Source organism: Arthrobacter sp. MYb229 (assembly GCF_002975405.1).
GTDB lineage: Bacteria > Actinomycetota > Actinomycetes > Actinomycetales > Micrococcaceae > Glutamicibacter.
In genome coordinates, this window is the sequence record NZ_PCPS01000001.1 from 172,160 (window position 1) to 186,845 (window position 14,686).

Genomic DNA, 14,686 nt, shown 5'->3' on the forward strand with positions numbered 1-14,686 from the left:
TCCACCGCGGCTAGGCCGCCGCCCAACAGCCGCCAGCGGCAGCTTAGCGGCCTTCCGGGCTTGGAATCAGCAACGGGCTAGCACCGCAGCGAAAACGTTGCGTAGAAAGAACTGCAGGGACCGGCATAAGCCGGGCCCTGCAGTTCGCTTCGCTGAAAATTAGCTGTCCTTGGACGGAGTATCTGAATCGTCCGAAGAATTACCCTTGTTAGGTTTCTTCTTCGCTTCGCGCTCTTTTCGTTTGAGTTCTTCCTCACGTGCTTTGAGCTCGGTTTCGCGCTGCTGCTGGCGCCGCCAGATTTCCAGCTGGCGGAGGAAATCCTCGTCGTCGTCGGGAGCATTCTGCTTGTCCGGGGACTTGCTTGCCCCCGCGGCCGGACGACCTAAAACAAACCACAATCCCGGCCCCAGCAGGGGCAGGAGGATGATGATGACTAACCATGCCGTTTTGGGCAGGGAGCGCACCCGATGTCGCTCGGTGCGTGCACACTCGATCAATGTGTAGATCATGAGCGCCACCGAAATGAGTGCGGCAAAAATAATGATGCGGACCATGCCTCTAGTCTAATGACTTTCTGGCTCACAGGTTCATCGGTAGACTTTAACGTATGCAGTTTGTGAAATATTCGGTGCTTCGGTTGGGTCTGTTCTGCGTTGTCTTCTTGGCAATGTGGAAGCTAATGGCCTGGCCGATCTTCACCTCGGGCCTGATTGCCCTGATAGTCGCCTTTGCCGTGTCCTATTTGTTCTTCAACAAACTACGTTTGGCAGCAAACGAGGACGCGCGCAACGCCTTTGCCAAAACCAGCGCATCGAAGACCGAATCCCAGCTGGCCGAAGAAGCCATCGAGGATTCCTTCGACGAATCGCAGCGACCGGAAAACAAATAAGCGAAGCCTTCCAAAGTTGTTCACTTTGGAAGGCTTCTGCCTTAGAGCCAGGCGTGCAGCATGATGGCCAAGCTGAAAAGCGCGGCGTAGACCACGTTCACCAGGCCCGTCTGCTTGAGCACCAGCACCAGCTTAGGCAGCGATTCTTCGCGCAGCATCAGCCAGCTTGGAGCGGCGGCCGGGATGAAGCTGAGCAAGATGAGCCACATCCAACCGTTTGACCCCGTGAGCAGCAGCGGCAAGACAATGGCGGCGCTCAACATCAGCACGTAGCTCAACCGGGCCGACTGTTCGCCCAGTCGCACCGCCAAGGTAATCTTGCCAACTTCGCGGTCCGTGGGAATGTCGCGGACGTTATTTGCCATCAGCAGCGCGCAACCGATCAGGCCGGTGCCGATCGCACCGAGCAGCGAAGCCAGCGTGAGCTGACCAATCTGCGTGTACGTGGTGCCCAGCGTGGCCACCAAGCCGAAGAAAATGAAGACGTAGAGATCTCCCCAACCACGGTATCCGTAAGGGTTCTTGCCGCCGGTGTAACCCCAGGCGGCAAAGATCGCCGCGACGCCCACCAAGAGCAGTGGCCACGAAGCGGAAAGAATCACGAGCAGCAATCCGAGAATCGCCGCCAACCCGAAGCATCCGAAGGCCGCGTTTCTCACGTGCTTCGGCTTCGCTAGTTTGGAGCCGGTCAAGCGCAGCGGGCCGACCCGTTCGTCGTCGGTTCCGCGGATTCCGTCGGAGTAGTCATTTGAGTAATTCACGCCGACCTGGAGCAGGAGCCCCACAAACAGGGCAAGGACAAAGCGGAACCATAAAAATTGGCCGGTTTCGCCCACTGCGGCCGCGGTGCCGATAACTACCGGGGCGATGACGATGGGCAGGGTGCGCAGGCGTGCGCCGGCGACCCACTGGGAAAGCGTTGCCACTTCTCGTTCCTTTCGGCGAGATCAAAAACTCGGACCCCTTAGTTTCCCGCGAAACTTCGGGCAAGGCGAATCGGATCAGCCGCCGGCGCGCAACTCGTCGAGGATTCGGCGTCGATCGAACTTCCCGTTGGGCAGCAATGGAAGCCCGGAAGGGTAGTGGCGGACCCGTTTGGGAACGGCCGCGGATCCAATAGTTTGACGCACGGCTTCGAAGGCATCCTGCGTATTTGTCGGACCTGAATAGGCTAAACCTACGCTTTGGCCCCATTGCGCGTCGGGTACCGGCAGCACCAGGCACTGCTTGAAGAACTCTTCGAGCAGGCCCTCAATTTTCCCGGCCGACAGTTTTACGCCACCGGTATTAATCACATCGTCGATACGCCCGGCGATATTCAGCCGGTTGCCGTCGACGCTGCCCAGATCATCGGTGAGGTACCAGCGCGTGCCTTCGTCGATGACGAAGTGTTCGGCGGTGGCTTCGGGATTATTTGCGTAGCCGTCGGCGAGCATCGGCCCGGAGACCAGGATGCGTCCCTGGCGTTCGGCAAGTTTCACCCCCGGCAGGGCGGTTCCGTTGTAGACCAGACCGCCCGAAGTTTCCGCAGCGCCATAGGTTTGGAAGATCTTCAGGCCCAGATGCCGCGAGCTTTGCAGCAGGTCCTTGCTGGCCCGTGCGCCGCCGAGCAAGATGGCGTCGAAACGCTTCAGCGCCGCAATGGTCCGTGGCTCCGGATTGTCCAGCAGGCGGGCCAACTGGGTGGGGACCAGGGAAGTCAGGCGGCGGGCATCGACCATTTCCTCGGCCGCGTCGGTGAACTTCTGCGCAGAGAAGCTGCCGGTCGTGTCCATCACCACCGGCTTGGTGCCAGCGAACAGGGAACGGGTCAGCACGCTCAAGCCGGCGACATAGTGCACCGGCAAGGCCAGCAGCCACTGGCCTTCAAAGCCGAGGAACTCGGCCGTGGCCTGCGCACTGGATGCCAGCGCCGAGACGCTGAGCACCGTGCGCTTGGCCCGGCCGGTGGAACCGGAGGTGCGCACCACTGCCATGGGCTGCTCGAAGCCCGGCAGGTCCGAGGCCGCAAGGTACTGGATGCGCCAGCCGCGGGGGCTGGACTCATCGGCCAATACCTCAACGGCCGGGCCCTCGTCGTTGGCCGCGTCGGCCAAGGCTGCCAGCAGTTCTGCTAGTTGTGCGTCCATATCCGGTTCTCGTTCCTTCACCGACGATTTAGAAGTAGTAAGGGTAGTTGGACCAGTCAGGGTCGCGCTTGCCCAAGAACGCGTCGCGTCCTTCCACTGCTTCATCGGTCATGTAGGCCATGCGGGTGGCTTCACCGGCGAAGACCTGCTGCCCGGCCAAGCCGTCATCGGCCAGGTTGAAGGCGAACTTCAGCATGCGGATGGCCTGTGGCGACTGGCGGGCAATATCTGCCGCATACTCCAATGCGACCTCCTCGAGGCGGGCGTGCTCCACCGATTCGTTGACCGCACCCATGCGGACCATGTCGTCGGCCGAGTATTCGCGGGCCAGGAAGAAGATCTCGCGAGCGGTCTTCTGCCCTACCTGGCGGGCCAGCAAGGCTGAACCGTAGCCGGCGTCGAAGGAGCCGACGGTTGCGTCGGTCTGCTTGAACTTGCCGTTCTGCTTCGAGGCGATGGTCAGGTCTGAGACCACGTGCAGCGAATGCCCGCCGCCGGCGGCCCAGCCGTTGACCACGCACAGCACCACCTTGGGCATGGTGCGCATCAGGCGTTGGACTTCCAAGATGTGCAGGCGTCCGGCACGGGCCGGGTCGATGGACTCGCGGGTCTCGCCCTCGGCATAGCGGTAGCCGTCGCGGCCGCGAATGCGCTGGTCCCCACCGGAGCAGAAGGCATGTCCGCCGTCTTTTTCCGATGGACCGTTGCCGGTCAAGATCACGGTAGCGACATCGCTGGTCATCCGTGCATGGTCCATGGCCCGGTAGAGCTCATCTACGGTGTGCGGGCGGAAGGCATTGCGCACCTCTGGGCGGTCGAAAGCGATGCGCACGGTAGGCAGGTCTCGCACGATGTTTCCCTGGGCGTCACGCTCCACCTGGCGATGGTAGGTAATGTCGGTGAAGTCGAAGCCTTCAACCAAGCGCCAGCGCTGTGGATCGAAGACATCAGAGACCTTCTTGGGCAAAACGGAATTATTCAGGCTACTCACCCTATGCATGCTAGTCGGTTTCGTGCCGAACTCTAAGAAAGCAGGCGTAGACTTTTCACGGCTTAAGACGCAAATGGGCGCGATATTTCCGCCGCCACGCTTCAGCCCGCCTTTTGGATCACGGGATTCATTTCACGATTTTTGTACCGGTTCAGCCTCTGGACCAGTGAGTCAGGAGTTGATCTATGCCATCTGGAGTGCATCACCGGGAAGATGCAGAAATCAGCGCAGAGGGTTATAAGAAATCCCTGAGCCGTCGCCACGTCCAGATGATCGCCATTGGCGGAGCCATTGGTGTGGGATTGTTCATGGGCTCCGGTGGCCGGTTGGCATCCACCGGTCCGGCCCTGGTGCTGTCCTATCTGGTAGCCGGTGCGCTGGCCTACCTGCTGATGCGGGCGTTGGGAGAGCTGATCATGTATCGGCAGACCTCCGGATCCTTTGTCTCCTACGCGGCTGAGCTCTTCGGTCCCAAGGGCGCTTTCGTTTCCGGCTGGATGTACGTGCTGAATTGGATCATGACCGGCGTTGCGGAGCTGATAGCGATTGGCTTGTACTTCCAATACTTCTTCCCGAATATCCCGGTCACCGTTTCGGCGTTCTGCGCGTTGCTGCTGCTGGTGGCAATTAACCTGTTCAGCGCCAAGGCCTTTGCCGAATTTGAATTCTGGGCAGCGTGCATCAAGGTCACCGCGATTATCTTGTTCCTGGCGGTGGGCATCTACATGGTGGTGACCAATGCGCAGGTAGGGGAGCACACAGCATCGGTTTCCAATCTCTTTATCGGAGACGAGAATGGCCAAGGTGGCTTGTTCCCTCGCGGCTTCTTTGTCAGCATCCTGGTGCTGAACTCGGTGATCTTCGCCTACAACGCCATTGAACTGGTGGGTATTGCCGCCGGTGAGATGGAGAACCCAGAAAAGGAAGTTCCCTCTGCGATCCGCGCCGTAGTAGTCCGCATCCTGGTCTTCTACGTAGGCAGTGTTTCGCTGTTGGCCATGGTGCTGCCCTGGCATGAATACGAATCCGGGGTGAGCCCGTTTGTGACTGTCTTCGAGAAGATGGGGCTGGGCTGGGTTGGCAGTGCGATGAACTTGGTGGTCATCACCGCCGCGCTGTCTTCATGCAATTCCGGGTTGTACTCCATTGGACGCATACTGCGCACCATGAGCGGGAACGGGCATGCTCCGCAGTGGCTGTCGAAAATGAACAAGCATTTTGTTCCTTCCGCCGGCATCATTTTCGTGGGCGTGGTTTACCTGGCCGGGGTCATCTTGAACATCTGGCTAGGTGAATCCTTCGCCTTCGACCTTGCGTTGAACACCGCCTCCATCGGCGTGCTGTTCACCTGGGCTTCGATCTTCGGCTGCCAGCTGATGCTGCGCCGCAAGAAGGGCGCGGTGTCGTCACTGCCCATGCCAGGCTCTCCGGTTACTGGTTGGGTTGGCCTGGTCAGCTTGCTGATCATCACCGTGCTGATTTCCTTCGATACCCTGACCGGAGAAAATGGTGAGGTCTTCCCGGTAGGGCTCTACACCATCGCCACGATTCCGCTGTTTGCCGTGGTGCTGTGGATCGGCTGGCGTTTCGCCCGCAAGCATGCCAAATCGAGCACCAATTTCTAAGCGGGGAACCAACTCGCCTGAAACAGCCAAGGGGCGCATCTGCATAATGCAGATGCGCCCCTTGGCTGTTGTGTTCGAGTGCTTAGGAGGTTCGGGTTTCATCCTGCTTCACTGCAGCGAGGATGCCGGTGTCCAATGCATCGGGGATCTCGGTGCCGCGCAGCGAAGCACCTGCGGTTTCCGGCATGAACTTGATGGCGATCGCACCAATGACACATGCTGCCATCATGTAGATGGCTGGGAAGAGCAGGAAGCCGGTGGCATTGATCGCTGCCTCGTTGACCATGGCTGCGGTGCCACCGAAGATCGCCGTAGCGATGTTGTAGGTGATGGCAAAGCCTGCGAAACGCACATGGGAAGGGAACATGGCCGGGAAGGTTGCGGTAATCGTGGCTAGCTGTGGAATATAGAGCAGGCCCAGTACTGCGAAGCCGACAATGGCCAAGGCGAAGGACTGGCCCATCAGCCAGAACATTGGCAGCGCCAGCACGAACAAGCCGATCACCGAGGCGTACCACATTGGTTTTCGCCCGACCCGGTCAGAGAGCGAGCCGGCAAATGGAATGACCGCCATCATCGCTACCTCACCAATCAAGATGGTGGCCAGCGAAGCGTTGGGATCCAATCCCAGCTGGGTTTCCAGATAGGTAGGCATGTAGCTGAGCAGCGTGTAGTTCACGACGTTCAGTGCGATGACCAGACCGGTCATGGTCAGCATCGGGCGCCAGTAGGTCATTACCAGTTCCTTGAGCGAACCGCCCTGCTGGGCTTCGCCGGCTGCTTCGATCTCCTGGAAGACAGGGGTGTCCTCCAGCTTGCTACGCAGGTACAGGCCGATCAGGCCCATTGGCAATGCGAGGAAGAATGGAATACGCCAGCCATAAGCCATCATGGCTTCTTCGCTGAGCATCACTTGCAGGCCAAGCATCACGGCCGTACCCAAGGCGAAACCGCCCAAGGTGCCGAATTCCAAGAATGAGCCGAAGAATCCGCGCTTGCGGTCCGGCGCATATTCTGCCATGAACGTGGCCGCACCGCCGTATTCGCCGCCGGTGGAGAAGCCCTGGACCATGCGCAGCAGCACCAGCAGAATTGGTGCGGCGATGCCAATGGTTTCAAAGGTCGGCAGTACGCCGATGAGGAAGGTGGCCAGGGACATCAAGATAATGGTCAACGCCAAAATCTTCTTGCGTCCCAGCTTGTCGCCCAGTGGGCCCCAGACCAGGCCGCCAATCGGGCGGACCAGGAAGGAGAGGGCGAAGGTGGCCAGAGCCATGAAGGTGCCGCCCTCGGTGGGGAAGAAGTGGGCGGTGATATAGGTGACGGCTACGGCGTAGACACCGTAGTCGAACCATTCTGTCATATTACCCATGGCCGAAGCGGCGGTGGCCTTGCGTACTTCTTGCCGGCCTTCTTGGGTGTTCATGTCCGGACCAATGTCATGGTCAAGGTCTGGAGTGAAATTATGGGTATTCGTGTTGTCGTTTGGCTGGCTATTTTCCGGTTGCATCGCTGCTCCGTCGTTTTCAGCTTTCCGTCGACCGATCGTCCAAAGGCCAGGAAGTAATTCATCGCCTTGGCCGCGGTCCACGATCTGGGATTTTTCCAGAGTCCGTTAAGTACCAGAGGGTATTCGAATCAATTTCTAATATCAACCGCTGACATGGAATCGATTGGACGCCGCGTGGGATAAAAGGCAATTAGAACAGCCAGGAGCAGCCCGGATGGCCGAGGGCTGAAAAAGTGCAATTGTGAAAATTTGCTGACCCGCGACTTTATTATTGAACGAATGGTCGGTAAGTTTAGGTGTTGAGAGTCACTTACCACTTTGGCATAAGGAGCACAGATGACCGAGGCATTTCTCGTTGGTGGAGCACGTACGCCGGTAGGCCGTTACGGCGGAGCGCTCAGTGCTGTGCGCCCCGACGACCTGGCCGCAGTGACCATCCGCCGTGTCATTGAAGACGCAGGGATCGATCCGGCACACGTGGATGAAGTGATCTACGGAAACGCCAACGGCGCCGGCGAAGAGAACCGCAACGTGGCACGCATGGCAGCCTTGCTCGCAGGCCTTCCGGTGACAGTCCCCGGGATAACCGTCAATCGCCTATGCGCCTCGGGCATGAGCGCCATTACGATGGCCAGCCATATGATCAAGGCAGGAGCTGCGGACATCGTGATCGCCGGCGGCACCGAATCCATGTCGCGCGCCCCCTGGGTGATGGAAAAGCCATCCAAGGCCTTCGCCATGCCAGGAGCAACCTTCGACACCTCCATCGGCTGGCGCTTCACCAACCCGCAGTTCCTCTCCGGCGACTACTCGCGTGATGGCAAGGCCACCTTCTCCATGCCGGAGACCGCTGAGGAAGTCGCCCGCGTCTACAACATCTCCCGTGAGGACTGCGACCAGTTCGCCGTGCAGTCCCACGAAAAGGCCATCGCCGCCATTGAAGCTGGCCGCTTCGTCGATGAAATCGTCCCGGTGACCGTCAAGCACCGCAAGGGCGAGAGCATCGTGGACACCGATGAAGGCCCGCGCCCCGGCACCACCATGGACGTGCTGTCCGGACTGCGCCCGGTCGTCAAGGGCGGCAGCGTAGTTACCGCCGGCAACGCCTCCACGCTGAACGACGGCGCCTCGGCCATCCTGGTGGTTTCCGAACGCGCCCTGAAGAAGTACGGGCTGACCCCGCGCGCCCGCATCGTCGATGGCCAGGCCGCCGGCCTGGAGCCGGAAATCATGGGCATGGGCCCAGTTCCAGCCACCCGCAAGGTGCTGGAACGTGCCGGGCTGGGCATCGAGCAGATCGGCGCCATGGAGATCAATGAAGCCTTCGCCAGCCAGTCGCTGGCCAGCATGCGCGAACTCGGCGTCGACCAAGAGATCGTGAACCGCGACGGCGGAGCCATCGCGCTGGGCCATCCGCTGGGATCAAGCGGTTCGCGCATCGTGATCACGCTGCTGGGCCGCATGGAGCGCGAGCTGGCAACAGCTGGGCGCAAGCTCGGGGTGGCCACCATGTGCGTCGGCGTGGGTCAAGGCTCGGCCATCTTGCTGGAAGGAGCCTAAAATGGAAAGCCTCGATAGCGAATTCCAGACCCTCAAGGTCAGCGAAACCGATGATCGACTATGGGTCCGGCTCCACCGGCCCGAGGTGCGCAATGCGATCGACCAGGCGATGGTCGACGAACTGCATGCCGTCTGCGATTACCTGGAAAGGAATCCCAAAATCCTGATCTTGGCCGGCACTGCCAGCCAAGCGCCCAGCGCCGCGAATCCCAAGGGGAGCAAGGGGATCTTTGCTTCCGGTGCCGACATTTCGCAGCTGCGAGAACGCCGCCGCGATGATGCACTCGCCGGGATCAACTCTGGGATCTTCGATCGCGTCGCCAAGCTGCCGATGCCCGTGATCGCCGCCCTTGACGGATTTGCTTTGGGCGGGGGAGCAGAACTGGCCTACGCCGCGGACTTCCGCATCGGCACCGAAGAGCTGCGCATGGGCAATCCCGAAACCAACCTCGGCATCATCGCCGCGGCCGGCGCGACCTGGAGGCTCAAGGAGCTGGTGGGTGAACCGATGGCCAAGGAGATCCTCCTGGCTGGCAAGGTGCTCACCGGCCGGCAGTGCCTGGAAACAGGACTGATCACGGAAATGCATCCGGCAAGCGAACTGGATGCGGCGGCTGAGGCGCTGGCTGATCGCATTGCGGCCCAGGATCCCTTGGCTGTGCGGATCACCAAGTCGGTATTCCACGCTCCGCGTGAAGCCCATCCGGTCATCGACACTTTGGCCCAGGGGATGCTGTTCGAATCCCAAGCCAAGTTTGAACGCATGCAGGCATTCCTTGATCGAAAGAAGAAGTAACCATGAGTGCAACCAATGAAATTGTGATGGGCCAGCTGCCTAAGTACAGCGGAGTACTCGGCGGCGGCCGCATGGGCGCGGGAATCGCCCACGCCCTGCTGACCAGCGGCAGCACGGTGGTTGTCGTTGAGCGCGATGAGGACTCTGCGCAGGCTGCCTATGAGAGGGTCGCCGAGTCCGTCGACAAGTCCATCGCGCGCGGCGTCGTGTGCGAATCCAAAGATGAGCTCATGCAGCGTTTCTCGGTGAGCACGGACTACGAGCAATTCGCCACCGCTCAATTGGTGATCGAGGCAGTTCCGGAAATCTGGGATTTGAAGGTCTCCTCGCTGCAGGCTGTGGAGCAGGTGCTGGACGCCGAGGCCGTGCTGGCCTCGAATACGTCCTCCCTGTCGGTCAGCGGGCTGGCTAAGGAACTGGCTCGGCCCGGCAAGTTCCTCGGGCTTCATTTCTTCAACCCGGTGCCCGCTTCGACGCTCATCGAGGTGGTCATCGGCGAGCAGACTGATAAGAACCTGGTTGATGCATCGCGCAGCTGGGTACAGGCGCTGGGGAAGACCGCCGTGGTGGTCAATGACGCTCCGGGCTTCGCTTCTTCGCGCCTGGGCGTGGCAATCGCCCTGGAAGCCATGCGCATGGTGGAAGAAGGCGTAGCCAGCGCCGAAGACATCGATAATGCCATGGTCCTGGGTTACAAGCACCCGACCGGACCGCTGAAAACCACCGACATTGTCGGCTTGGATGTGCGCCTGGGAATCGCAGAATACCTCCATGAGACCTTGGGTGACCGGTTTGCTCCACCGCAGATCCTCAGGGATATGGTGGCCGAGGGCAAGCTGGGGCGCAAGAGCGGCCAAGGCTTCTACAGCTGGTAGGAAACCCGCCATATAACCTTCAGCGACAATGGCCTCCGCCGGTCAGGAATGACTCGCGGAGGCCATTGTCCCTCTGGATCCTAGAAGAGATGTCCTAGCAGTGAAGCAAAGAGCTCATCTGGATCATGTGACAGTCCCTTGGAATCAAACCACTCGCACAAATTGACGCAGTCGCGGTGCAAGAAGTCCATGCCTTGCGGATTGCCCGCCAAATCCACGCACTGCGGAACATCGATGACCACTAGGCGCTCGCCGGAAACCAGGAGGTTGTAGGCGGACAGGTCGCCATGGGCAATGCCCAATCCAGCGAACTTCTCAAGGGCGTCAGTGAGTTGATCCCATAGTTCGGGAAGCCGTGGATCAAAGCGCGCAAGCTGTTGCAGGCGGGGTGCTGCCGCCAGCGAATTGTCCGGGTCGGCAATGAATTCCATGAGGATTTCGGTGCCGTCAATCTGTACCGGATACGGCACCGAAATGCCGGCTTCGTAACAGCGCAAGAGGTAGGTCCATTCCGCGTTGGCCCACTGCAAAGCGGCGATGTCCCGGCCGTAGGCGGAATTGTGGCTGATGGCTCGATTATCGCGCGAGCGCCGGGCAGACCTGCCATCGCTATAAGCTTGCGAACGGCTGAATTGAAGGTGGTCGCGGGAGCGATAGCGTTTGGCGGCCAGTAAGCTTGAGCGCTCCTGTGTTGCTCGTTCCAACAGGAAGACGTCGCCTTCTTTGCCGGTTTTGAGGATGCCTAATTCGGTGTCTACGGCACCGGCGTCCTCAATCAGCCATAGCGGGTATGGTTGCGGCCCGCGCATGCCCTTTTCGATAAACGGCCAGGTGGAGTAGCGCTGGCCAGCCGGTGGCTCATCCGAGGATGATTCGTTCCATACGGGCTTGTGCCTGCGGAATTTGAGTTTGGTATCTGCGTCAGCGAAGTTGGACGAGGTTACCTGTGAGCTGGTGGTTGGTTCTCCAGCAGGAAAATGCATGGGGATAAGTCCTTAGAAAAAGAGATCAATGACCGGGAACGGCGGTAAGCAATCATCGTTACCCCTCCTTCAATAGACTGATTGGCAGTTGCCAATGAGTAGAACTCTACAACAGAGAATCAATATGTTGCAATGGGTAAATGAGCCGGGGCCTGAACTATCAAAAGCAAAGCGGAGATCTGGAATGGGAAGGATCCGTGAATGCGCGGCATATTTGCGGAGCCTTTTATCGAATGGGTCGCCACGAGTGGCTTAGTGCCCGGGGCTGGCAGCAAATGCACGAGGGCGGAGTCAGCAAGGTCGTGGACCTGCGCAACCCCAACGAGATCCGCCGGCGGGAGCATGACCCCGCCGTACCCCAGGCAGCGTTCTCCGGCATTGAACTGGTGAACCTGCCGCTGGAGACGCCCGGCAATCCGAGGTTCGAATCGATTGCCGTGCCATATATGAATCACACCGCCATGTACAGGTTGGTGTGCGAAGAATTCGGCGACCAACTGCGTGCAGTCTTCGAGAATTTGGCGAACTCCCAAGGGTCAACCGTGATCCACTGTTCGGCAGGCCGCGACCGCTCCGGCTTGATTGCCACCATGCTGCTGGATCTCGCAGGTTCCCGGGATCAGATTCTCGTCCATGATGAGCTGGCGGTGCGGGGTATCAATGAATGGCATCGTGTCTCGCCGCGAAAGCATCCCTACGAGAGCTATCGGGGTGAAGAAGAGCTGCGGGAAATCATTCAAGAAAGAGCCACGGCCCTGTCGGAATGCTGTGCATGGCTTGGTACGGCCCGCTCCTATCTGCTGTCCCAGGGCATGAGCGAGGAGGGTCTCGATCACCTGAGTGATCTCGCACGGAATTCCTGAGTAGCGGGCGGGGTGGAGAATTCTCGCGAACAACAATTTGAGGTGTTCACGGTCACGCCCTTGCTGATAAGGTTAAGGTTAATACTGACCGACCGTTCAGGAAGGAATTATGTCGATGTCGACAAAACAGATCAGCGTGGTACCCAGCTTTATCGCCGGACAATGGCGGACCCCGCAGTCCGAGGGCGGAACAGAAGTCCGTGACGCCAACACCGGAGAACTTCTAGCCACTGTCACCAATGACAAGCTGGATGTTGCAGCGGCGGTGGACTATGGCCGTGGCACCGGGCATCAGGAGCTGGCCAAGCTCTCCTTGCATGAGCGCGCACTCAAGCTCAAGGAACTCGCGCTGTATCTGAACGAGCGACGCAAAGACCTTTACGAGATTTCCTTCAAGACCGGGGCCACCAAAATCGATTCCATGGTGGATATCGATGGCGGAATCGGTGTTCTGTTCACATTCTCATCCAAGGGCCGCCGTGAACTTCCCAATAGCAATGTCATCCTGGACGGGCCAACGGAACCGCTGAGCAAGGACGGCTCTTTTATCGGCACGCATATCTACACCGCAATGAGTGGTGTCGTGGTGCAGGTCAACGCGTTCAACTTCCCGGTATGGGGCATGCTCGAAAAGTTTGCCCCGGCGTTTATCGCTGGTGTTCCCACCATCGTCAAGCCAGCGACTCCAACGGGGTACCTCACCGAGGCAGCCGTGAGGATGATGCTCGAATCAGGCATCCTTCCCGAAGGGTCCCTGCAGCTTCTCTCGGGATCAGCCCGCGACCTGATGGACCACCTCGACTACCGTGACATGTTCGCCTTCACCGGCTCGGCCGCCACGGCCAGCAAGCTGAAGTCCCATCCAAATGTCATCGACGGGGGAGTGCGCTTCGCAGCAGAAACCGACTCCCTGAACGCGGCCATCCTCGGCCCTGATGCAGAGGAGGGAACAGCGGAATTCGAGGCCTTCGTCAAGGTCGTCGTCACCGAGATGACCTCCAAGGCCGGCCAGAAATGCACCGCGATCCGCCGCAATATCGTGCCTTCCCATCTGGTAGAACCGGTCATTGCCGCCATCGGCCAGCGAATCGAGCAGCGGGTTGTCATTGGCGACCCCCGCGTCGAGGGCGTGACCATGGGTGCCTTGGCTTCCCTGGAACAGCTGGCTGATGTGCGTGCTGCAGTGCAGGACATGATTGACGCTGGTGGCGAGCTGGCCTTTGGCCGCCTGGATGCCCCAGCCGTACGCGTGGCGCCAGAACGCGACGCCGTGGCCGAATTCGGTGCCTTCATGTCTCCGGTGGTTCTGCGATGGGCCGATGCCCGCAACCCGCTTGTGCACTCCCGCGAGGCGTTCGGACCGGTCAGCTCCGTCATCGGCTACGACAATCTTGACGAAGCCGTGCGGCTGGCCGCCATGGGTGCAGGGTCGCTGGTAGCCACCGTGTGCAGCAATGACACCGACACCGTGCGTTCACTGGCCCTGGGAATCGCCGCCCACCATGGCCGCGTGCACATCCTGAACCGGGAAACCGCGCGATCAACGACCGGTCACGGTTCACCAGTGCCACACCTGGTCCATGGTGGCCCAGGGCGCGCCGGCGGCGGCGAGGAGCTGGGCGGAATCCGATCAGTGAAGCACCATATGCAGCGCACTGCCGTTCAGGGCTCGCCGAATATGCTCACTGCGCTCAGCGGCGTGTGGCATGCCGGTGCTGAACAGCGCCTGGCCGGATGCGAAAAGTTCGGCGGCCAGGAGCAATACACGCACCCGTTCCGCAAGTCGCTGGCCGAGCTGCAAGTAGGCGATGGCTTCGCCTCTGATCTGCGCGTAGTGAACCTTGAAGAGATCAGCGAATTCGCCAAGAAAACTGGCGACACCTTCTACGCCCACACCGATGCAAAGGCAGCCGAAGCGAACCCGTTCTTCCCGGGAATCGTCGCCCACGGGTACCTGCTCGTGTCGTGGGCTGCCGGCCTCTTCGTAGAGCCAGCGCCGGGGCCAGTGTTAGCCAACTACGGATTGGAATCCCTGCGCTTCATCACCCCGGTGGCTGCCGGAGATTCAATCCGCGTGACCCTGACGGCCAAGAAAATCACGCCGCGAGTCACCGATGAATATGGCGAGGTCGCATGGGATGCGATCTTGCACAACCAGAATGATGAGATTGTCGCGACCTACGATGTCTTGACCTTGGTGGAGAAAGAAAACCTCACCTACGCCAACTTCGAAGGCTAAAACGCAACTTCAGCAAGGGTGGATGCCGTCAACCACGGCATCCACCCTTTTGCGTGCTCGGAGCCAGGACAGCTTTGCCGGATATCTATGAAAGCGTTTCCAATTTTGGCAAGATTTGACGCGGAGTGAAAAAATTTTAGGGCAATTTACGCGGACAGTTTCGCGGGTTTCCTGTATTTACAGGAATTTACTTATTGGAGAGAGCTAAGAAAACGCTTACAGTTG

The 14,686-nt window shown here is 59.6% G+C and carries 13 protein-coding genes; 7 read left to right on the forward strand and 6 right to left on the reverse strand.

Annotation, left to right across the window (positions count from 1 at the left end; genetic code table 11):
* Positions 1-159 precede the first annotated feature (159 nt).
* Entirely contained in the window at positions 160-555 is a 396-nt protein-coding gene (locus CQ019_RS00775) for a PLDc N-terminal domain-containing protein (protein ID WP_105553219.1), read from the reverse strand.
* Between the two features lie 53 nt (positions 556-608).
* Between CQ019_RS00775 and CQ019_RS00780 the strand changes: the two genes are divergently transcribed.
* Positions 609-890 (forward strand): DUF4229 domain-containing protein, encoded by a 282-nt coding sequence (locus tag CQ019_RS00780; protein WP_096283418.1) that lies wholly within the window; start codon positions 609-611, stop codon positions 888-890.
* 41 nt (positions 891-931) lie between these two features.
* Here the strand turns inward: CQ019_RS00780 and CQ019_RS00785 are convergent, their stop codons facing one another.
* The 3 genes from CQ019_RS00785 to CQ019_RS00795 form a co-directional block, all read right to left on the reverse strand.
* Positions 932-1,816: a 1,4-dihydroxy-2-naphthoate polyprenyltransferase gene (locus CQ019_RS00785; RefSeq protein ID WP_105568716.1), complete on the reverse strand. Its 885-nt coding sequence runs from the start codon at positions 1,814-1,816 to the stop codon at positions 932-934.
* Positions 1,817-1,891: 75 nt separating this feature from the next.
* Positions 1,892-3,019 (reverse strand): AMP-binding protein, encoded by a 1,128-nt coding sequence (locus tag CQ019_RS00790; RefSeq protein WP_105553217.1) that lies wholly within the window; start codon positions 3,017-3,019, stop codon positions 1,892-1,894.
* 28 nt (positions 3,020-3,047) lie between these two features.
* Positions 3,048-4,010, reverse strand: a complete 963-nt coding sequence (locus CQ019_RS00795) for a 1,4-dihydroxy-2-naphthoyl-CoA synthase (RefSeq protein ID WP_374954773.1) — start codon at positions 4,008-4,010, stop codon at positions 3,048-3,050.
* A 185-nt stretch (positions 4,011-4,195) separates the two neighbouring features.
* On the opposite strand from CQ019_RS00795, the gene CQ019_RS00800 reads away from it, so the two are divergent.
* Positions 4,196-5,635, forward strand: coding sequence for an amino acid permease (locus CQ019_RS00800; RefSeq protein ID WP_105568717.1), 1,440 nt, complete (start codon positions 4,196-4,198; stop codon positions 5,633-5,635).
* An 82-nt stretch (positions 5,636-5,717) separates the two neighbouring features.
* Here CQ019_RS00800 and CQ019_RS00805 read toward each other — a convergent pair whose 3' ends face one another.
* Positions 5,718-7,145 (reverse strand): MFS transporter, encoded by a 1,428-nt coding sequence (locus tag CQ019_RS00805; RefSeq protein ID WP_013349788.1) that lies wholly within the window; start codon positions 7,143-7,145, stop codon positions 5,718-5,720.
* A 336-nt stretch (positions 7,146-7,481) separates the two neighbouring features.
* Between CQ019_RS00805 and CQ019_RS00810 the strand changes: the two genes are divergently transcribed.
* The 3 genes from CQ019_RS00810 to CQ019_RS00820 are packed head-to-tail and all read left to right on the forward strand — an operon-like array spanning position 7,482 to position 10,376.
* Positions 7,482-8,705, forward strand: a complete 1,224-nt coding sequence (locus tag CQ019_RS00810; protein ID WP_105553214.1) for an acetyl-CoA C-acyltransferase — start codon at positions 7,482-7,484, stop codon at positions 8,703-8,705.
* A gap of 1 nt (position 8,706) precedes the next feature.
* Positions 8,707-9,501 carry an enoyl-CoA hydratase/isomerase family protein gene (locus CQ019_RS00815; RefSeq protein WP_105553213.1) on the forward strand — a complete coding sequence of 265 codons (795 nt, stop codon included), beginning with the start codon at positions 8,707-8,709 and terminating at the stop codon, positions 9,499-9,501.
* A 2-nt stretch (positions 9,502-9,503) separates the two neighbouring features.
* Positions 9,504-10,376, forward strand: a complete 873-nt coding sequence (locus CQ019_RS00820; RefSeq protein ID WP_105553212.1) for a 3-hydroxyacyl-CoA dehydrogenase family protein — start codon at positions 9,504-9,506, stop codon at positions 10,374-10,376.
* A gap of 80 nt (positions 10,377-10,456) precedes the next feature.
* Here the strand turns inward: CQ019_RS00820 and CQ019_RS00825 are convergent, their stop codons facing one another.
* A complete protein-coding gene (locus CQ019_RS00825; RefSeq protein ID WP_105553211.1) occupies positions 10,457-11,359 on the reverse strand; it encodes a serine protein kinase RIO in 903 nt (300 codons plus the stop codon).
* A 140-nt stretch (positions 11,360-11,499) separates the two neighbouring features.
* On the opposite strand from CQ019_RS00825, the gene CQ019_RS00830 reads away from it, so the two are divergent.
* Both CQ019_RS00830 and paaZ read left to right on the forward strand, forming a co-directional pair.
* Complete coding sequence (locus CQ019_RS00830) at positions 11,500-12,222, forward strand: tyrosine-protein phosphatase (protein ID WP_105553210.1); 723 nt, start codon at positions 11,500-11,502, stop codon at positions 12,220-12,222.
* 115 nt (positions 12,223-12,337) lie between these two features.
* On the forward strand, positions 12,338-14,461 hold the full coding sequence (paaZ, locus tag CQ019_RS00835; RefSeq protein ID WP_105553209.1) for a phenylacetic acid degradation bifunctional protein PaaZ: 2,124 nt from the start codon (positions 12,338-12,340) through the stop codon (positions 14,459-14,461).
* Positions 14,462-14,686 lie beyond the last annotated feature (225 nt).